Origin of the sequence: Amycolatopsis sp. NPDC051371, from assembly GCF_040682155.1 — a bacterium.
GTDB lineage: Bacteria > Actinomycetota > Actinomycetes > Mycobacteriales > Pseudonocardiaceae > Amycolatopsis.
On sequence record NZ_JBFBAG010000002.1, the window covers coordinates 144,881 to 164,601 of the forward strand.

The window sequence follows — 19,721 nt, forward strand, 5'->3', positions numbered from 1 at the left end:
TCGAATCCAGGCCGCGCCCCACTGGCCGTCCCCAGGAGCTGCCGTGCGCCACAGATCCCGCCGTCTCCTCGCCCTCGTCTCGCTGCTCGTCGCCGGCACCGCGGTACCGGCCGAAGCCGCGCCCGAAACCGGAAGCCGCGCTTTCGGCGCCACCGACCTCCGGGCGAACCACCTCGACCGGCCACTGGGGACGGACGACACCACCCCCGAGCTGAGCTGGCGGACCACCGCCCGCGACCAGACCGCCTACGAGGTCCAGGCCGCCACCTCGGAAGCGCGTCTCGCGCGCCCCGACCTCTGGGACACCGGCCGCGTCACCAGCGCCACCGCCGACCTCGGCTACGCCGGCCGCGCCCTCGGCAGCCGGCAGCGCGTCCACTGGCGGGTCCGCGTCTGGGCCGGGAACGCCGCCTCGGCCTGGAGCACGCCGACCTGGTTCGAAACCGGCCTGACCGACCAAAAGGACTGGTCCGCGGGCTGGGTCACGAACAGCCAGTGGCAGCTCGGCGCCAAGCCGGCCCAGCCGGTGGTCGTCACCCTCCCGCCTCAGACCGCGCAGTTCGTGAAGCTCGACGTCACGAAGCTCGGCCTGCCCCTGGCCGAGCAGCCGCTCGACAGCCAGAACCGCATGGTCACCACCGGCGACACCCGCCGCTTCCCCGACCTGACCTACCGCCTGCAGCTGGCCGAGCTGCAGGTGCGCGACTCGGCAGACCCGGCCGTGAACTTCGCCGACGGACGCCAGAAGTACGTCACCGCGTCGGAAACCCAGACCGTGCGCAAAGAGTGGGAGCCCGGCCTGGTCGCCGACGGCCTCACGACGTCCAACCCCGAGGACGCCGGGAACGCCGGCTACCAGAGCGCCGCGCACACCAGTGCGGACGCCGACGTCTCGCTCACGATCGACCTCGGCGCCCCTCGCACCTTCGATCAGGTCGTGCTCTACCCGCGCACCGACACCCTCACCGCTGACGGCAAGACCGCGAACTTCCCGGTCGACTACACGGTGCAGACGGCCACCGGCGGGACGTTCACCGTCGCGAAGACCGTGACGAACCAGCCGACGCCCGACACGTGGCTGCCACCCGCGTTGCCGGTGTTCGCGAAGGACTTCTCCGTGCGCGGCCGCGTCGCCAGTGCTCGGCTGTACGTCAGCGGTCTCGGCGTCTACGTGCCCAGTCTCAACGGAAACCGCGTGGGCGACGCCGTCCTGGAGCCCGGCGACAGCGACTACGCCGACCGCATTCCCTATGCCGCTTACGACGTCACGAACCAGGTCCGCGGCGGGGCGAACACCATCGGTATCGCGGTGGGCAACGGCACCGCGGACGCGCTGCACACCTCCGGCCGCTACCGGAAGTTCGCGCGCACGGCCAGTGATCCGCAAGTCATCGCGCAGCTGGAGTTAACGCTAACAGACGGGACCGTGCAGCGGATCGGCACCGATTCGAGCTGGCGCACCGCGCTCGGCGCCACCACCGTGTCCCAGTGGTACGGCGGTGAGGACTACGACGCCCGCCGCGAGATCCCCGGCTGGGACAAGCCCGGCACCGACCGCAAGACCTGGTCTCCGGTGGTGCCCGCGACGAGCACGGCGAAGCTGACCGCCCGTCAGAGTGCACCCGTTCGGGTCGTGGAACAGTTGCCCGGCAAGGAAATCTCGCGTCCCGCGCCCGGGGTGCGCGTCTACGACCTCGGCCGCAACGTCGCCGGCCTGCCGCAGGTGACGCTCACCGCGCCGAAGGGCACGGCCGTGCGGATCTACCCCGCCGAAGCGTTGCGGGACGGGCAGGTGGACCAGTCCATCAGCAACGTCGGCGCGCCGATCTGGGACAGCTTCACGAGCAAGGGTGGCCGGCAGACCTGGCACCCCGACTTCACCTACCACGGCTTCCGCTACCTCGAGGTGGTCGGCGTCCCGGACGACGCGCAGCTGTCGGTCGCCGGCCTGCGCACGATGGCGGACAACGACTCCGCCGGCGACTTCGACTCCTCCGACGCGACCCTCGACGGGATCCACCGGCTCACCCGCACCGCCGTCGAGAACAACATGCAGAGCATCCTCACCGACTGCCCGAGTCGCGAGAAGCTCGGCTGGCTGGAGCAGGACCACCTCGCGTTCGACGCGCTCGCCCGCAACTACGACGTCGAGGCCTACCTCGGCAAGATCGTCGGAGACATGGCCGACGGCCAGGAGGCGAGCGGCCTGGTGCCCAGCACCGTGCCGGACCACGTGACGCTCGCCGGCTCCTACCGCGACGACCCGAACTGGGGCGGCGCGCTGGTCCAGGTGCCGCTCAAGGCGTACCAGACCTACGGCGACACGGATCTCCTGACGCAGTACTACCCGGCGATGCAGCGCTACCTCGGCTATCTGCAGGGGCAGACCACACGCTGGGTCGACGGCGTCTACGACTACGGCCTCGGCGACTGGATCACCACCGAGTCCCCGGCGATGCCGCGCGCGATCGTCAGCAGCTTCGGCGTCTGGGCGGTCGAAGACGGGCTCGCGAAGGTGGCGACGGCGCTCGGCCAGGACGCTTCGGCGTATCGTGCCCAGGCCGACACGTTGGCGAAAGCTGTGTGGGCCAAGTACTACAACGCCACCACCGGGCTGTTCGGCAGCGGCGGGCAGGGCGCGACAGCGCTCGCGCTCGACATGGGCGCGGTGCCCGCCGACCTGCGCGCCGGCCAGACCCAGCACCTGGTCGACACGATCGAGGCCGCCGGCCGGCACCTGGTGATGGGCGAGATCTCGTTCCCGTCCGTGCTGCGGGTGCTGTCGAACGCCGGGCGCGACGACGTCGTCTACCGGATCGCCACGCAGACCACCAGCCCCAGCCTGGGCCACCAGGTGCAGGCCGGGCTGACCGCGCTCGGCGAGACCTGGGACGGCGGCAGCGGCCAGTCGCAGGACCATTTCATGCTCGGCGCGATGGACGGCTGGCTCACCACGCGGCTGACCGGCATCGGGCAGGCGGCCGACTCCGTGGGCTTCCGGGACCTGGTGATCGACCCGGCGGTCGTCGGCGACCTGACGTCCGCGTCGGGCAGCTACGAGAGCCCGCACGGCCGGGTCAGCACGGCGTGGACGAAGTCCGATCGCGAGTACCGGCTGACCGTCACCGTGCCGCCGGGCAGCACGGCCGAAGTGCACGTTCCGCAGTTCCGCGGCGGGGACGACGCCGTCTACCGCGTCGGCTCCGGCACCCACACCTTCCGTTCCTCCATTCCGCGCGGCTGAAGGGCAATCCCATGCGCAGGACACTGCTGTCCCTCGTACTCGCGGCGGCCACCGCCGTGAGCGCGGCCACGCCGGCGACGGCCGGCCACGATCCCGGCCCGGCCGCGACGACCACGCTCGCCCACTTCGACCCGGCCGCCTTCGCGAACCCGCCGAAGGACAGCCGCCCGGCGATCTACTGGTACTGGAACAACACCATCACCAGCGACATCACCGACCGGCAGATGGCCGAGATGCGCGCCAAGGGCATCTTCGAGGCGGTCATCTTCCCGCTCGGCGGCGACTCGATGCAGCCCGTCTTCCTCAGCGAGGACTGGTTCACGCTCGTCGGGCACGTGCTGCGCGAGGCGCAGCGCACCGGCATGAAGATGTGGCTGTTCAACGACAACAACTTCCCGAGCGGCCGCGGCGCGAACTACGTCGTCAACGGCGGCACCCTGGGCGACCGCACGATCACCGCGCGGCCGGACCTGCGGCTGAAGGGCCTGCTGCGCTCGACCCGGATCGTCACCGGGCCCTCGACGCTGAAGCTCGCCGAGACCTCGGGCCTCAGCGTGGACACCGGCAAGCTCGTCGTCGACCCGGCCACCGCGCCGGGCGCCGCCCCGCTCACGCCCGGCGCCGGCTGGACCGACTACACCGTCAGCGGCAAGGTCACGCTGACCGCCGGTGGTGTCCAGCTGGCCGTGCGTTCGGACGGCTCGCACGGCTACCTCGTCGACGTCGACTCGAAGGGTGCGGCCAGTGTGTACAAAGTGGACGGTTCGGGCAAGACGCGGCTGACCACCGGCGTCAACACGCCGGGCTTCACCCCGACCCACGTCCAGACGGTGAGCGTCACCGTCTCCGGGACCACGATCACACCGAAGATCAACAACACCGTGCAGCCCGCGGCCACCGACGCGAGTTACCCGGCCGGAGCCGCGGCGGTGTCGGCCGAAGGCACCCAGCGGTCGCTGTGGGACGACCTGACCGTGACCGCTCCGGACGGCGCCAAGCTGTGGACGTCGACCTTCGACGACGCCACGGCTCTCGCCGACTTCTCGCAGAGCCGCGTGAACCTCGCCGGTGTCACGGCGGCGGCCGCGCGGCCGGTGGGCACGACGGCCGCCGTCGAACTCAAGGGCGACACCTGGCAGGTCCCGGCGGGCCGCTGGCAGGTCGACGTCTACTCCCAGGTCCTCCTGCGCGACGACTCCAGCGGATACGTCCGCGGTTACCTCGACCTGCTCGACCCGAAGGCGACCGACGCCTTCCTCAGCATCGCGCCCGAGGAGTACGCGCGACGCTTCCCGTGGGCGATGGGCACGGTCGTGCCGGGGTTCTGGGACGACGAGCCGTTCATCGCCTCCGCGCAGCCGCACCCGTTCAAGCGCCTGCCGTCCTCACCCGGCCTCGCCGACGCCGTCCGCGCGGCCGGCGGCACTCCCGGCGTCGCCTACACCGCGGCGGCGGACGGCCTCGACGCCGTCGCCGACCAGGCCGCCGGGACGTATTGGCGGGCCGTGGACAACCTGTTCTCCACCAGCTACTACAAGCGCGAGGCCGACTGGATGGCCAAGCACGGCCTGAAGCTGATCTCCAACCCGCTGCTCGACGAGCAGGGCCCGCAGCAGCGGATGAACTCGACCGGCGATCTGTCGAAGGACAACCAGTGGGCGCAGGTCCCCGGCAGCGACATGATCACCACCGACTACACCGCCGGTGAGCAGACCACGCTGGGCCGCAACGCTTCCGCGGCCGCGCACCAGAGCGGCGCGCCGCGGTCGCTGATGGAGACCTTCGGCAACGCGGGCTGGCAGGTCGCGCCGGACTACATGCACGCCACCGTCGGCGCGCTGGCCACCCGCGGCGTCAACCTCACCTTCCTGCACGCGATGTACACCGACGAGACGTCGGTGACGTTCGCGCCGCCGTTCGGGCCGCGCAGCACGTTCTGGGAGGACATGCCCGACGTCGACGCGTGGATCGGCCGGGTGATGGAGCTGGGCCGGGGCGAGAACCTGGCCCGGACCGCGCTCGTGCAGCCGCAGCGCGCGGCCGAGCAGACCCGGGTTTCGGATACGGCCCACCAGCTCGACAAGGACTTCTCCGCCACGGCCTTCGCGCTGGAACGCGGGCAGGTCGACTTCGACCTGCTGAGCGATTCGTCGCTCTCCGGTGACCCGGCCGCGCGCTTCCAGGCCGTCTCACGCGGCGGGACCCTGCGGGTCGGCGAGGCGGACTACCAGCTCGCGGTGCTGCCGCACACGCCGGTGCTCGACCTCGAGACCGCACGCACCCTGACGAAGTTCGTGCAGAGCGGGGGACACCTCATCGCGGTCGGCCCGCTGCCCACGCGGGAGGCGGCCGGGCGGGATGCCGACCTGGCCCGTGAGCTGCGGAACCTGTCCGGCAGCTCGTCCTGGACCCGCCGCGGCGCCGGGGCGGTCGCGCTGGTCACCGACGTCAACGCGATCGCGGGCCTGGCGCAGAACACCGGGTACGGCGCGGCGCGGCTGCAGCCGGCGGCGGACGCCGTGCGGGTGCAGCGCACCGGCCGCGGCGCGGACACCGCGTTCCTGCTGAACAACGAGAGCGACGCCGTGGTGACCACCAACGCGACCTTCCCGGTCGACGGCACGCCGGAGATCTGGGACCCGCGCACCGGCACGGCGAAGGTCGCCACGGCGTACTCGACCGGCCGGGTCACCACCGGGGTCCCGGTCACGCTCCAGCCGTACGAGACGCTGGGCGTGGTGTTCCGCAAGGGCGTCCGCGACACCGCGCACTTGACCGACGGCACCCTGCCCGCCACCTCGGTGTCCCAGACCGGGCGTGACCTCCAGGCCGCTGTCACCGCGACGGCGCCCGGCACGTATCCGCTCACCGGGCAGGCGAACGGCCGCACCTACCGCGGCACCGTGCAGGTCACCGACACCCTGGGCCCGATCGCGCTCGACGGGCCGTGGACCGTCCGGCTGGAGCAGGACGGCGCTGTCGCCACCGAACGCCCGCTCGGCTCCTGGACCACCTTCGCGCCGACGTTCTCCGGCAGCGCCGTCTACACCACGACGGTGACAATCACGGCCGCCGACCTCGCGAAGCGCAACCTGGTGCTCGACCTCGGCGAGGTGCGCGACCTCGCCACCGCGACGGTCAACGGCACCGAGCTGCCCGCCGCACTCTGGCATCCGTACACAGTGGACGCCACGAAGGCGCTGCACCCGGGCGTCAACACGATCAGCGTCCGCGTCACCAACACCTTGGCCAACATGCGCAACAAGATCCTGCCGTCGGGCCTCGTCGGCCCGGTCGCGCTGCGCCCGCAGGCCGCCGTCACCGCCCGCTTGGAGGCCACCCGATGACCGTCAGCAGACGCACGGTGCTCACGATCGGCGCCGCGCTCGGCGTGGGCGCCACCCTCTCGTGGGCCCCGCCCGCCCTCGGCTCGCCCGGGAAGCCGTTCGTGAAGCAGTTCGCGAAGCCGGACGCGTCGACCGCCGCGAAGTTCCGCTGGTGGTGGCCGCACGGGCTCGTCGACCTCGGCGAGATCGCCCACGAGGTGGACCAGATCGCCGACGCCGGCTTCGGTGGCGTCGAGATCCAGGACGTCCACCACAGCGTCCAGACGGTCATGGATCCGGAGCACTACGGCTGGGGCACGCCGGCGTGGCTCGCGGCGGTCGAGACGGCGCTGCGCCGCGCGAAGGCTCGCGGCCTGACCGTCGACCTCGCGATGGGCCCGTGCTGGCCGACCGCGGTCCCGACCATCACGCCCGACGACGTCGCGGCGAGCAAGGAGCTGGCGCACGGCGTCGTCACGGTCGTCGGCAGCTACACCGGCCCGCCGCCGGCCGCGGTGGTGCCCGCCGAATCCGCGGTGGGAAAACAGGACCTGATCGCGGTCCAGGCAGCGCAGGTGATCGGCTCGCCCACCGCGGCCACGGTGACCCTGGACCCGGCGTCGGTGCGCACCGTGGACGTCCACAACGGACAGATCGACTGGACCGCGCCCGAGGGCACGTGGATGCTGTTCGCGTACTGGGCCCGCGGCTCGGCGCAGCAACCGGAAGCGGGCCCGCACACCACGCCGCTCGCCTACGTCGTCGACCACTTCAGTGCGGCCGGCACCGGTGTCGTCCTGGACGAGTGGAACTCGACGATCCTCACCCGCGCCATCCGCGGCTTGCTGAAGGACGTCGGCGGCGACCTGTTCGAGGACTCCCTGGAGATCGAGACCGACGCGACGATCTGGACGCCCGCGTTCCTCACCGAGTTCCGTCGTAGGGCGGGTTACGACCTCCTGCCGTACCTGCCGGTCGTCGTGCAGAAAAAGGGCAAGTACCTGTTCGCGTTCGACTCCGACACGTCCAACCACGTGCGTGACGACTACAACCAGGTGCTCTCGGACCTCTACCACGAGAACCACCTGATCCCGGTGCGGGACTTCGCGCACCGCCTCGGCATGACCCTGCGCGTGCAGCCCTACGGCCTGCAGACCGACGCCATCCGCAGCGCCGCGCTGCTGGACGTGCCGGAGAGCGAGTCGCTCGGGTTCAAGAACCTCGACGACTACCGCGTGCTGGCGTCCGGTCGCGACATGGGCGGCCGGAAGCTGCTCTCGTGCGAGTCCGCGGCCTACGCGAACGGCGCGTACAACACGACCTGGGACAAGGTGCTCCAGACGATGGGCAGCGTGTTCGCGGGCGGCGTCAACCAGGCCGTGCTGCACGGCTTCGCGTACGCGATGGCGCCCGGCGCGCAGTGGCCCGGCTTCGCGGCGTTCTCGCCGTACAACGGCACCGGCATCGGGTACGCCGAGGCGTGGGGCCCGCGGCAGCCGACGTGGGGGCACGTGCCGGACATCGCCGGCTGGTTCGCCCGCACACAACTCGTGCTGCGCACCGGAAAACCGCAGACCGACATCGCGTTCTTCCGGCAGAAGGGCTGGACCTCCACCGGCATCGGCGCGCCGTGGGCGACCAACGACGGCATCCCGGCCGGCTGGACCCACGGCTTCCTCAGCGAGGCGGTCCTGGAACTGCCCAGCGCCGTCGTGCGGCATGGACGGCTGGCGCCGGACGGGCCCGCGTACAAGGCGATGATCCTCGGCGGCGACCAGTTCCACGGCAGTGAGCACACACTGTCCGTGCCCGCGGCGCAAAAGCTGCTGGACTTCGCCCGCGCGGGCCTGCCGACCATCGTCATCGGCACCTGGACCGACGTGCACGCCGAGGGCATCGCGCAGCCGGGGGAGAACGACCGGCTCAGGTCGCTGATCACGGCGTTGCTCGCACAGCGGACGGTCCGGGTGGTCGCCGACGCCACCGGCATCCCGGCCGCGCTCGCCGAGCTGGGCGTCACGCGCGATGTCGAGCACGACCCGTCCACGGTGATGAGCGTGCACCGCATCGACGGCGACACCGACTACTACTACCTTTGCAACGCGCGGCACGCGGAGAACCGCAAGATCACCGCCGTCACGCAGGACGTGTGGCTGACCGCGCAGGATCGTGACGCGCAGCCGTTCGCGCTCAATGCGTGGACCGGCGAAGCCGAGCGGCTCGGCGTGTTCACCCGGTCCGGTAACAAGGTCCGGGTTTCGGTGTCGCTCAACCCGGGCCAATCGGTGATCATCGCGCTCGGCCGCGGCGACCGTGGCCCGAGCGCCGTGTCGACGGACGCCCCCGAAGTGCGCTATCTCGACGGCAAGCTCGTGGTGCGAGCCTCGGCGGCGGGCACGTACTCGACCACGCTGTCGAACGGCCGGGTCGCGCGGACGTCGGTCGCCGCTCCGCCCGCGCCGATCGCTTTGTCCGCTTGGGACCTCGAAGTCGAGGACTGGCAGCCGGGCGCGACCCCGACGTCCACGCTCAAACCGAAACGGCGGCTCTCGCTGACGGCGCTCGCGGCCTGGCCGTCGATCCCCGGCCTCGAGGACGTCTCGGGTGTCGGCCGCTACCGGACCACCGTCGACCTCGGCCGGTGGGACCGCGGGCTTGGTGCCTACTTGGACCTCGGGGAGGTGTTCGACACCTACCGCGTGCGGGTGAACGGCGCGACGCTGCCGCCGGCCGACGTGCTCGACACCGTCGTCGACGTCGGACCCTGGCTGCGGTCCGGGCGCAACAGCATCGAGGTGGAAGTCGCCACCACGCTCAGCAACCGGCTCCGGGTGAGCCGTCCCGAAGTGTTCGCGATCGCGGCACGGCAGGCGTACGGGCTGGTCGGGCCGGTGCGCCTGCTGCCCTACCGCCAGGAGGAGATCCGATGAAGGTCACCCGGCGCACGGCGATCGGTCTCGGTGCCGCCCTCGGCTTGGCGGCGGTGGTCCCTTGGGAGGCTTCGGCTTCTCCGGGGGCGTCGGTGCGGCCCGTCGCGCTCGGCGGCGTCCGGCTGCTGGAGAGCCGGTACCTGGCGAACATGCGCCGGACCGTGGCGTACCTCGAGTTCGTCGACCTCGACCGGCTGCTGCACACGTTCCGGCTGACCGTCGGCCTGCCGACGTCGGCCGAGCCCTGCGGTGGCTGGGAGGCGCCGGACATCCAGCTGCGCGGGCACACGACCGGGCACCTGCTCTCCGGCCTCGCGCTCGCGGCGTCGAACACCGGGGACACCGAGCTGGTCGCGAAAAGCACGCGGCTGGTGGCGGCGCTGGCCGAGTGCCAGGCGGCGTCGCCGGCCGCCGGGTTCACCACCGGCTACCTGTCGGCGTTCCCGGAGTCGGACTTCGTCAACCTCGAAGCCGGGAAGTCCGTCTGGGCGCCGTACTACACGATCCACAAGATCCTCGCCGGGCTGCTCGACCAGCACCGCCTGCTCGGGACCGCCGGCGCCCTCGACGTCGTCCGCGGCATCGCGCGCTGGATCGACGCACGCACGGCACCGCTGTCCCACGACGCCATGCAGAAGGTCCTGCACACCGAGTTCGGCGGGATGAACGAGGCCCTGGCGAACCTCTACGCCATCACCCGCGACCCGCTGCACCTCGCGCTGGCCCGCCGGTTCGACCACGACGAGATCTTCACGCCGCTCTCGGCGCGTCAGGACACCCTGGCCGGGCGCCACGCCAACACCGACATCGCGAAGATCGTCGGCGCGGCGGCGGAGTACGACGTCACGGGCGAGCAGCGCTACCGCACGATCGCGACGTACTTCTGGGACCAGGTCGTGCACCACCACAGCTACGTCATCGGCGGCAACGCCAACGCGGAGTTCTTCGGCCCGCCGGACCAGGTCGTCAGCCAGCTCGGCGAGAACACCTGCGAGAACTGCAACAGCTACAACATGCTCAAGCTCGGCCGGCTGCTGTTCCTGCAGGACCCGGACCGCACCGAATACCTCGACCACTACGAGTGGACGCTGCTCAACCAGCTGCTGGGCGAGCAGGACCCGGACTCGGCGCACGGGTTCGTCACCTACTACACCGGCCTGACCCCCGGCACCCAGCGTCAGGGCAAGCAGGGGGTCGACTCCGATCCCGGCACGTACAGCAGCGACTACGGCAACTTCACCTGCGACCACGGCACCGGCCTGGAAACGCACGTCAAGTACGCGGAGAACATCTACGTCGCCTCGGGCGACACGTTGTACGTCAACTTGTTCATCCCGTCCACAGTGGACTTCCACGGCGCCTCGGTGCGACTGGAGACCGAGTACCCGTACGACGAGACCGTCCGGCTGCGCGTCGACGGCTCCGGCTCGTTCGCCCTGCGCGTCCGGATTCCCTCGTGGGTTTCCCATCCCCGCCTGACCGTCAACCGCGTCCCGGTGGCCGCCACCCCGGGGCGTTTCGCGACGATCCGGCGGAGGTGGCGCAAGGGCGATGTCGTCGAGCTGCACCTGCCGATGACCCCGCGGTGGCTGCCCGCGCCGGACAACCCCGCGGTGTCGGCGCTGACGTACGGCCCGCTGGTGCTCGCGGCCCGGCACGGGTCGTCGGCGCCCCCGGTCATCCCGACGATCGATCCGCGCACGTTGCGGCGTGAGCCGGGCCGGGCGGAGTTCAGCGTGCGGGCGGGTGCGGAGCGGCTGCGGCTGAGCCCGTTCCTCGACGTGCAGCACGAGCACTACAGCGTCTACCTCGCTTCACCGCCGGACCGGCCCGCGCCGAAGACGGTGGCGGTGTACCCGCTCAGCGCGAACCTGGCGGAGGGTCTGGGGCGGTGGCCGGACGCGGTGCTCGCCGGCGGCGCGGTGAAGGGCGAGCGGGGCATCGAGCTGGACGGTGTCAGCGGGCACGTGCGGCTCGCGCCGGGGCTGCCGGCGAACCTGACCGAGCTGACGGTGTCGATGTGGGTCCGGCCGGACACGATCGTGAACTCGGCGCGGGTGTTCGACCTGGGGTTCAACGCGCAGTCGTACCTGTTCCTGACGCCTCGCACGGGTCTCGGCGTCGCCCGCTGCGCGATGAAGCTGGGCGGCATGGAGGCGGAGGACTTCGTCGACGCGGCGGTCGCGCTCCCCGCGGGCGTGTGGACGCACGTCGCGGTCACGGCGGGCGCCGGGCTGCGGCTGTACTTCGGCGGCGAGCTGACCGGGGTGAACCCGGCCCCGTTGATGAGCCCGCTCCTGCTGGGCGCCACCCAGCTGAACTACCTGGGACGCTCGCAGAATGTCAAGCACCCGTACCTGAAGGGCGCGGTCGCCGACTTCCGCCTGTACGGCCGGGCCTTGGGGGAGGCGGAGGTGCGGGCCCTGGCCGCCCGGACCAAAGGTCTTGAATGAGTCATTCAGGACCTCCGAAGACTTGAATGACTCATTCAAGACGTTTGCACTCGCGGCCTGGAACGCGCGCACCGCGGGCTAGACGGTCGCGGTCTTCTGTCCCGAGCTGCCGACGACGTCGAAGTCGCGCGCCTTGCCCGTCGTGTTGAGGTGCGCGATGTCGGCCTGCTCGAAGTCGACGTCCAGCACCGGCGAGTCCTTCTCGAGGTCGCGCCGGTGCTCGCTCGGGATGCCCCAGTCGTACCGCTTCTGGATCTCGACGTGGTAGGTGACCTCGTCGCCGTGCTTTTCGCCGACCAGCCGGTACTGGAAGTGGTTGAACGAGTAGTACCAGTCCTGGCCGCCCTTGCCGTCCCGCTGGAGGTCCGGCGCGGTCGTCGTCCAGCCGGTCGTGAACGGGCCGTCCGGGCCCTTCCCGGCCTCCGCGACCGACTTGTCGACCTTTTCCTGGAAGGACGGCATGTCGTCGAGCATGTCCTGCACCGGCGCCTCGACCGTCTTGCCGTCGCCGTCGAGGTAGTGCTGCAGCAGCCAGGCCGCGTGGTCGTTGCCCTGCTTCACCAGGCCCAGCAGGACGACGTTGTGCAGCTGGTTCCAGACCCGGCGGTCGTGTTCGGTGGGCGGGAGGACGCCGTAGCGGCGGTCTTCGGTCTCGAAGTTGTCCTGCGTGCCGAAGACGACCTTGAGGTTGCGGGCGAGCTCTTCGTCGATTTCGGTGGCCTGCTTGAGGTGCGCTTGGATCTGTTTTTCGAGGCCGTCCGCGATGTCGGCCTGCTCGCCGAGCGCGTCGAAGTACCCCGGCGACACGCCCGGCGTGTCGTCCCAGGTGACCTTGCCCGCGGCGGTGACCGTCATGCCCCGTTCGCGCGCCTGCCGCTGCAGGTCGAGCACGGCTCGCTGGTGGCCCTCCAGGCCTTTGAGGCCCGCGGTGCCCTCGCTGCCGTCGGCTTCGACGTCGATGTACTTGCGCAGCGCCTTGACTTCGGCGTCCACGGCGTCGAAGTCCCAGCGGATGCGGGCGCAGTACTTCGTCGCCGCGTCGCCGCCCTTGCCGGCCCAGTCGCCATCCTCCAGCGGGGTCACGACGGCGGATTCGTAGGCGTCGCGGATCCGGTGGAGCTTCTCGTGGACCTGCGCCCACTGCTCGGCGAACGTCTCCAGCCCGGCGACGTCGAGTTCCGTCAGCTGCTTGAAGTCAACCACCGATCCGCTCCCCGCCCGCCGCGTCGGTCTTCGTGTAGGCGTCGGCGCTCAGCCGGAAGTTCTCCGCGCCCTCGGCGAGCCGTCGGTGCAGGAGGTCGTTGAGCCCGTCCCAGCGGGACTGCATGTCGTCGATGCTGCCGACGAAGTCCCAGCCCGGCGCGGCGCGCCCGAGCGGGTCGAAGGTGTCGTCGGCCGCGCCGCGCAGGGCGTTCACGGCGTCGGCGGTCTCGTCACAGGCATCGGCGCGCTGCCGCAGCCAGGACGGTGTCACGCCGATGTCCGGCTGCCCCCAAGGCGGCACGCGCTTCGGTGGCGGCCCGGGGGAGGGCGACGGCGTGGGCTCAGGCTCGGGTTTCGCGTCGTGGTCGCCGGGGGACGGCGGTGGCGGGGTCACCCCGGGGGTGGGTTCGGACACCACTCGCCATTCTCCTGCCACCACGAGACTCCCTCCACAAGATCTTCGGCCAGGCTACGAGGTCTGACAATCCGGTGGCCGCGGGAGTTCCCCGGCACCTATGGTTTCGGCGTCAGCCGAAACGAGGAGGAAAGTGATGCGGCTCGCAGGGGTGCGGTGGCGTGCCGAGGTCAGCACGGCGCGCCTCGACGGCGTCGGCTACCGAGTGGTTCGCCCCCGACGTCCGATTCGGACGGCCGCGCTGGCGGAATACCGGTACGGGGCGGACTTGGCGCTCGACAAGGCCGCGGCCGTCGACCTCCCCGTCGCCTGGTGGCTGGCCGCGCGTTCGCCGCACAGCCTCATCCACCTCCCGCTGCGCTCGGGCGGAGCACTCGACCTGGTGCTGCTGCACCACAGCCTCGGGTTCCGGGTGTCGAGCTGGAAGCGGCTGCGGTCACGGCTGTCCCCGCCGGCGGTGAGCACTGTCACGCTGCCGCGCCGGCCGTTCCCCGTCTTCGGGCGGGCCGACCACGAGCGGTTCTTCCACCAGGACTTCCGGGACCACCTGAGGTACGCCTTCGCCGCGGACACCCTGTTCCTCATCGGCAGCAGGCGTGCCTACGAGCTCGCCGCCGAAAACGTGCGCGCCCTGGCCGAGGACGGCCCGGCGCACCTGGCCGGAGAAACCCACGTCTGCGCGGAAATCGGGCTGGGACCGTGGAAGCCGCACCACCGCCGGAACCCGGCCGCCATGCTCCACGTGCACCTCACCGGCGGTCCCGCAGCAGCGCCAAGGCGATCGGCGTCAGACCGATGAGCGCGACCAGAGCGTTGGTCACGGTCAAGAACACCTTTTCTCCGGTGCCGGCCGCCTCCATGGTGAAGAGGTGGAAGAAGAAGTGCGGCACCGACCACACCGAGTACGCCAGCGACGCCGGCACGACGTAGTGCGTTTTCGGCTTCACCAATGCGATGCCGAGCAGCAGTGCGATGCCGAGGGTCGCGCTGCCGAAGTCGTGGGCGAAGTGGTCGCTGAACGGCGGGTTCAGGTCCACCGTGGGGAAGTCGTCGTAGAAACTGCGCGGGAACAGCTGGTTCCACGTGCCCACCACCAGCTGCTCGCCGAACGGGATCACCAGGGCCAGGCGGATCGCTAGACTGTTCATCGGCGCACCTGGCCGAGGTATTCGGCGAACGTGCGGGTGCCTTCGACGTGCTCGTCGGGGGGCAGCAGACCGCCGTCGGCCATCGCCTTGCCGACCGCGCCCGGCAACCGCACCGGGACGACGATCTTGCGATCCCCGCGCGCCTTGACCAGCTGCCGCGCCATGTCCACCATCCGCAGCCGCTCGGGCCCGGCCAGCGGGGGCAGGTAGCCGGCCGGGGCCTGCCCGACCCGGGCCGCCAGCGCGCGGGCCACGTCGATCGCGGCGACGGGCTGCGACAGCTGGCGCGGAATCGCCACGAACGGGCCGCGCGCGCCGTCGATCAGCGGCTCGGGGAACTCCTGGAACTGCGTGGCCCGCAGGATCGTCCACGGCACCGGCCCCTCCCGGACCACGCGCTCCTGCTCGCGCTTGCCGAAGTAGTACCCGAGGCCGACGTCGTCGATCCCGACGATCGACAGCGTGACGATGTGCCGGACGTCGGCGGCGGCGAGGTGGCGCGCCACCGCGCCGAAGAAGCCGATCGCCCGCTTCTTCCGGAGCGTGACGACGTTGGTCACGTCGACGATCTCCTCGCACCCGGCCAGCGCGGCGCCCAGCCCTTCGCCCGTGACGAGGTCGACCCCGCGCGATCGCGCGAGGACGACGGGTTCGTGTCCGGCTCCGGTCAGCTCCCGGACCACCAGACTGCCGATCATGCCGGTCCCACCGGCGACGGCCACTCGCATCGTTGTCCCCTTCCTGTTCAGCGTCGGCCACCGGACGAACCGGCCCCGCGGAACGTGACAGGGTGCGGCGCGCGTCACAGGAAGCGGTCCACTGCGCCGGCTCGGAAGTGGACCACCCGGCCCCGGCGCGTTGTGCCTAGCGTGGACGCATGACCCACGCAGAGCCGAGGACGAACTCCGTCCTCACCATGCTGGCCTCGCAGACTCCGTCCATTCCGGACGGTGCGCACGTCATGACGGCCACCATCGAACTCCCGCCCGGCGACGCGGGCACTCCGCCGCACCGGCACTCCGGGCCCGTGTTCGGGTACCTGCTCGAAGGCGAGATGATCTTCGAGCTCGAAGGTGAACCCGAACGGGTGATCAAAGCCGGCGAAGCGTTCTGGGAGCCCGGGGGTGACGTGATCCACTACCAGGCGGCGAACAACCTGGCCGGCGCGTGGAGCCGGTTCGTCGTGGTGATGATCTGCGCGCCGGGACAGGAGATGCTGACCTTCGTCGGCGCGGACGAGCTGGCCGAGCGGGCCGGCCGCCGCGCGCCGCGGAACTGAACGGGAGAACGGCATGCGGATCTTCCTCGCCGGCGCGTCCGGCGCCGTCGGCCGCCGGGTGATCCCGGCGCTGACCGGCCAGGGCCACTCGGTGGTCGGCCTGACCCGAAACCCGTCGTCGGCCGCCCGGATCGAGGCGTCCGGGGCGACGGCCGTGCTCGGTGACGTCTACGACGCGGCGGGACTCGCTTCCGCTGTGGCAGCGGCGCGTCCGGACGTCGTCATGCACCAGCTCACCGACCTCGGCGCCGGCGACCGGGCCGCCAACGCGAAGGTGCGAGTGGTCGGCACGCGCAACCTGGTCGACGCCGCGAAAGCGGCGGGCGTGCGGCGGATCGTCGCGCAAAGCATCTCGTGGGCATACGAGCCGGGCGTCTCGCCGGCGGTCGAGGACACGCCGTTGGACCTGCACGGCGCACCCGATCGGGTGGCGACGGTCGGCGGCATCGAGGCGCTCGAGACGGCGATCGCGGAGCTGCCCGAATGGGTGGTGCTCCGGTACGGCTTGCTGTACGGCCCCGGGACTTGGTACGAGCGCGGCGCCCTCATGGCACGGGCGGCCGAGGAGGGGAACCTGCCCGCGAACGCGGACGTGTCGAGCTTCGTGCACGTCGACGACGCGGCTTCGGCGGCGGTCGCGGCACTCGACTGGCCGACGGGAGCGGTCAACGTGTGCGACGACGAGCCCGCCCCGGGGCGCGAGTGGGTCCCGGTGTTCTGCGCCGCTGTGGGCGCTCCGGAGCCGGCTCGGGTCGACGCCGAGCGCACGGGCTGGGCGCGTGGGGCGGACAACACCCGGGCGCGCAAGGAGCTGGGGTGGGTGCCGGGTTTCGTGTCGTGGCGGGATGGTTTTGCCGGGTTGTGATGGCCGCTCGCGGTGTGGGTGAGGTCGGGCGGGGGAGCTGGGCCGCTTGTCCGCGGCGCGGCGCCTTCACCAGGGCGCGATCCCCGCACCGCGCGGCGCATTGAGAGCCGGCTACGGAAGTACCGAGCCGCAGGTCTCGGCGCCCAATTTCACCAAGGCGCGATCTCCGCACCCCGCAGCACCTCGGTCAGCGCGTCCAAGGCCGGCCGCCACGCGTGCTGCGGTGGTGTGCCGTAGCCGATGATCAGCCCGGCCTTCGCCCCCTCGGCGGAATGCCAGTACCCCGCCGCGTGCAGGCCCGCGAGCTGAAGGCCGCCCTCCAAGCCGGCGTCGACGAGCCGGCGCTCCTCCCGCGCCGAAGCAAGGGGAAGCAGCGCGTGCAGCCCGGCCGGCACCCCGTCGAGCGGGACCTCCGTCAGCTCGGCGAGGCGGGCGGCCAGCTCGGTCCGCCGCTTCCGGTAGACCACCCGGGCGCGGCGGACGTGCCGGTCGTAGTCGCCGCGGTCGAGCAAGTCCGCCAGGGCGAGCTGGCCGGGCGTGCCGACGGTCGCGCCGGTCGCCGCCAACGCGTCCAGCACCGGGATGCGCAGCCGCGGCGGTACGACCAGCCAGCCCAGCCGTAGCCCGGGCGCCAGTGCCTTGCTGGCGCTGCCCGCGAAGATCACCCGATCGGGGTCGAGGGCCTGCAGGGCGCCGACGGGTTGCTTGTCGTACCGGAACTCGCCGTCGTAGTCGTCCTCGATGATGTACCCGTCGCGGTCACGCGCCCACGCGAGGAACGCCGTCCGCGCCGCCTGGCCCAGCACCACGCCGCGGGGGTGCTGGTGGGCGGGCGTCAGCAGCACCGCCGAGGCCCGCGAAGGGATCTCGGCCGGGTCGGCGCCGTCCGGTCCGACGCGCAACGGTGCGGTTTCCAGCCCGGCGCCGTGGATCAGGCGCCGGTGGTGCGCGAGGCCGGGATCCTCCGTCGCGATCGTCCCCGAACCGCGCAGCGCCCTGGCCAGTACCGCGAGCGCGTGGGTGAACCCGCTGGTGATCACCACGGCGCCGGCTTCGGCGCGCACCCCGCGCGCCCGGGAGACGTACGTCGCGACCGCCTCGCGCAGTTCCCGCGAGCCCGCCGGGTCGCCGTAGTCCATGCTGCCGGTGCCCGCCGCGGCCAGCGCGCGCTTCACCGCGGCCGCCCACGGGCCGTGCGGGAACAGGCTGAGGTCCGGCCGGCCGGGGCGCAGGTCGACGACCCGGCGCACCGGGATGTCGCGCGGGGTGGGCGGGAGCGTGACGTCGGCGACCCGGGTGCCGGACCCGGTCGCGCTGACCAGCCACCCCTCGGCGACCAACTGGGCGTAGGCCGCGACGACCGTGCCCCGGGCGATCCCGAGGTCCTCGGCGAGACCGCGGGTGCCGGGCAGGCGGGTCCCGGCGGGCAGCCGGCCGGTGGTCACCGCCTCGCGCAGCGCCGATTCGATCGACCGCGCCCGGGGCTCGCCGACGTCGAGGTGCAGGTCGATGCCCAGCTTGTCCACCGTGGTCCACCTCCGCGGCCCATTCTGCGGCACGCCGCGGGACTCGGCGATCAGCGGTGCTGGTGCGGGTACTCCGGTGCGCGGTGCTGGAAGGACAGGATCGCGGGGTTCCGGATCGTGCCGTCCCGGATCTCCACGGCGCGCCGGACGGTTTCGTGATCGTCCCATGTGGAGGGTCCGGAAAGGACCGTTCGCAGGTGCGGCAGCAGGGCTTCGCTGATCTCCCAGGTCGCCGAGTTCCACAGGTAGGAGGGGCTGTGGTCGACGGCGTAGTAGGTGACGCCGTCGCCGACCGGGAACGTCGGCCGGCTGAACGTCGTGGGCCGGGCCCAGCTGAAGCCCATGCCTTCGTCGCAGGAGACGTCGACGATGAGGCTGCCGGGGGTGAAGGCGGCGAGGTCGTCCTCGATGAGGAAGGTCAGCGGGGCGGCGGTGTCCTGCAGCACGCAGTTGACGACGATGTCGTGCTCGGCGAGGAACCCGGCCAGCGGCACCCGGCCGTGGTCGGTGATGGCGTGGCTGCGGCGGAGATCGCCCGGGTTGTTCGCGTCGTGGTCGATGTGCACCATCGTCGCGGAGTGGATCGGCGAGCCGACCGCGCTGAGGCCGCGGGCGGTGAGGACGTCGACGTCGTGGATCCCGTGGGCGTTCAGCGCGGTCACCGAGCCGCGCGCCGTGGCGCCGAAGCCGATCACCACGGCCCGCAGCCGGCGGCCGTAGTCGCCGGTCGACCCGATCAGCTGCAGGGCGTGCAGGACCGAGCAGTAGCCGGCCAGCTCGTTGTTCTTGTGGAAGACGTGCAGGCCGAATGAGCCGTCGCGCCGCCAGTGGTTCATGGCCTCGAAGGCGATGACGGTCAGCTTCCGGTCGATGGCCAGCTGGGTCAGCTCGGCGTCCTGCACGCAGTGCGGCCAGCCCCAGAGCACCTGGCCGGGCCGCAGTTCGGCGACGTCTTCGCGCAGCGGCTTGGCCAGCAGGACGACGTCGCACTCGGCGATGAGCTGTTCGCGCGTGCGCAGTCCCGCGACGGCGGCCGCGAGGTGCTCGTCGGGTACGCCGAAGGGTTCGCCGTAGCCGTGTTCGAGGTAGATGGACTTCCGGAGATCGGCGTCGATCCGGTCGAGGTGGTGCGGGTGGATCGGCAACCGCCGTTCGTTCTCTTTCCGTGAACGCGCGATGACGCCGAGACTGAGCTGGTGCACGGTGGCCCCTTTGCTAGAGGCCAGTCTTAACACACTCCGGGAAGGCGTCGTGTACGCTGGGTGGTGTCCGAGAGCATTTCGTGCGCAGACGATCGAACCTGCGCCGTCCTCGGTCCCCATTCCGGCCGGT

The 19,721-nt window shown here is 71.6% G+C and carries 13 protein-coding genes; 7 read left to right on the forward strand and 6 right to left on the reverse strand.

Features of this window, described 5'->3' with window-relative positions:
- Positions 1–43: 43 nt before the first annotated feature.
- From AB0M59_RS02920 to AB0M59_RS02935, 4 genes are read left to right on the forward strand one after another with little or no spacing between them, the layout of a single operon-like run.
- A complete protein-coding gene (locus tag AB0M59_RS02920; protein ID WP_364607530.1) occupies positions 44–3,244 on the forward strand; it encodes a family 78 glycoside hydrolase catalytic domain in 3,201 nt (1,066 codons plus the stop codon).
- Positions 3,245–3,255: 11 nt separating this feature from the next.
- Entirely contained in the window at positions 3,256–6,591 is a 3,336-nt protein-coding gene (locus AB0M59_RS02925; RefSeq protein WP_364607533.1) for a glycosyl hydrolase, read from the forward strand.
- Positions 6,588–9,500, forward strand: a complete 2,913-nt coding sequence (locus AB0M59_RS02930) for a glycosyl hydrolase (RefSeq protein WP_364607536.1) — start codon at positions 6,588–6,590, stop codon at positions 9,498–9,500. The genes AB0M59_RS02925 and AB0M59_RS02930 overlap by 4 nt, the downstream gene beginning before the upstream one ends.
- The gene (locus AB0M59_RS02935) at positions 9,497–11,953 is read left to right on the forward strand and encodes a beta-L-arabinofuranosidase domain-containing protein (protein WP_364607539.1); all 2,457 of its coding nucleotides are present in this window, start codon (positions 9,497–9,499) and stop codon (positions 11,951–11,953) included. Before AB0M59_RS02930 ends, AB0M59_RS02935 begins: the two co-directional genes overlap by 4 nt.
- Positions 11,954–12,031: 78 nt before the next feature.
- Here the strand turns inward: AB0M59_RS02935 and AB0M59_RS02940 are convergent, their stop codons facing one another.
- On the reverse strand, positions 12,032–13,156 hold the full coding sequence (locus AB0M59_RS02940) for a hypothetical protein (RefSeq protein WP_364607542.1): 1,125 nt from the start codon (positions 13,154–13,156) through the stop codon (positions 12,032–12,034).
- On the reverse strand, positions 13,149–13,571 hold the full coding sequence (locus tag AB0M59_RS02945) for a hypothetical protein (RefSeq protein WP_364607545.1): 423 nt from the start codon (positions 13,569–13,571) through the stop codon (positions 13,149–13,151). The genes AB0M59_RS02940 and AB0M59_RS02945 overlap by 8 nt, the downstream gene beginning before the upstream one ends.
- Before the next feature lie 136 nt (positions 13,572–13,707).
- Here AB0M59_RS02945 and AB0M59_RS02950 point away from each other — a divergent pair, with 136 nt between their 5' ends.
- Positions 13,708–14,370: a hypothetical protein gene (locus AB0M59_RS02950; protein ID WP_364607548.1), complete on the forward strand. Its 663-nt coding sequence runs from the start codon at positions 13,708–13,710 to the stop codon at positions 14,368–14,370.
- Here AB0M59_RS02950 and AB0M59_RS02955 read toward each other — a convergent pair.
- Positions 14,321–14,719 (reverse strand): hypothetical protein, encoded by a 399-nt coding sequence (locus tag AB0M59_RS02955; protein WP_364607550.1) that lies wholly within the window; start codon positions 14,717–14,719, stop codon positions 14,321–14,323. The genes AB0M59_RS02950 and AB0M59_RS02955 overlap by 50 nt on opposite strands.
- A complete protein-coding gene (locus tag AB0M59_RS02960; protein WP_364607553.1) occupies positions 14,716–15,447 on the reverse strand; it encodes an SDR family oxidoreductase in 732 nt (243 codons plus the stop codon). Before AB0M59_RS02960 ends, AB0M59_RS02955 begins: the two co-directional genes overlap by 4 nt.
- A 149-nt stretch (positions 15,448–15,596) precedes the next feature.
- Here AB0M59_RS02960 and AB0M59_RS02965 point away from each other — a divergent pair, with 149 nt between their 5' ends.
- Together AB0M59_RS02965 and AB0M59_RS02970 are read left to right on the forward strand one after the other, a co-directional pair.
- Positions 15,597–15,998, forward strand: a complete 402-nt coding sequence (locus AB0M59_RS02965) for a cupin domain-containing protein (protein ID WP_364607555.1) — start codon at positions 15,597–15,599, stop codon at positions 15,996–15,998.
- A gap of 13 nt (positions 15,999–16,011) precedes the next feature.
- Positions 16,012–16,863, forward strand: coding sequence for an NAD(P)-dependent oxidoreductase (locus AB0M59_RS02970; protein ID WP_364607558.1), 852 nt, complete (start codon positions 16,012–16,014; stop codon positions 16,861–16,863).
- 149 nt (positions 16,864–17,012) lie between these two features.
- Here the strand turns inward: AB0M59_RS02970 and AB0M59_RS02975 are convergent, their stop codons facing one another.
- Both AB0M59_RS02975 and AB0M59_RS02980 read right to left on the reverse strand, forming a co-directional pair.
- Positions 17,013–18,389, reverse strand: coding sequence for a PLP-dependent aminotransferase family protein (locus AB0M59_RS02975; protein WP_364607561.1), 1,377 nt, complete (start codon positions 18,387–18,389; stop codon positions 17,013–17,015).
- A gap of 50 nt (positions 18,390–18,439) precedes the next feature.
- Positions 18,440–19,591 carry a N(5)-(carboxyethyl)ornithine synthase gene (locus tag AB0M59_RS02980; protein ID WP_364607564.1) on the reverse strand — a complete coding sequence of 384 codons (1,152 nt, stop codon included), beginning with the start codon at positions 19,589–19,591 and terminating at the stop codon, positions 18,440–18,442.
- Positions 19,592–19,721: the final 130 nt, after the last annotated feature.

Bases quoted from the DNA above. Each gene is read 5' to 3' on its own strand.
- AB0M59_RS02925 (WP_364607533.1), top strand. From the start codon at position 3,256: ATGCGCAGGACACTGCTGTCCCTCGTACTCGCGGCGGCCACCGCCGTG.
- AB0M59_RS02930 (WP_364607536.1), top strand. From the start codon at position 6,588: ATGACCGTCAGCAGACGCACGGTGCTCACGATCGGCGCCGCGCTCGGC.
- AB0M59_RS02935 (WP_364607539.1), top strand. From the start codon at position 9,497: ATGAAGGTCACCCGGCGCACGGCGATCGGTCTCGGTGCCGCCCTCGGC.
- AB0M59_RS02950 (WP_364607548.1), top strand. From the start codon at position 13,708: ATGCGGCTCGCAGGGGTGCGGTGGCGTGCCGAGGTCAGCACGGCGCGC.
- AB0M59_RS02955 (WP_364607550.1), bottom strand. From the start codon at position 14,719: ATGAACAGTCTAGCGATCCGCCTGGCCCTGGTGATCCCGTTCGGCGAG.
- AB0M59_RS02960 (WP_364607553.1), bottom strand. From the start codon at position 15,447: ATGCGAGTGGCCGTCGCCGGTGGGACCGGCATGATCGGCAGTCTGGTG.
- AB0M59_RS02965 (WP_364607555.1), top strand. From the start codon at position 15,597: ATGACCCACGCAGAGCCGAGGACGAACTCCGTCCTCACCATGCTGGCC.
- AB0M59_RS02970 (WP_364607558.1), top strand. From the start codon at position 16,012: ATGCGGATCTTCCTCGCCGGCGCGTCCGGCGCCGTCGGCCGCCGGGTG.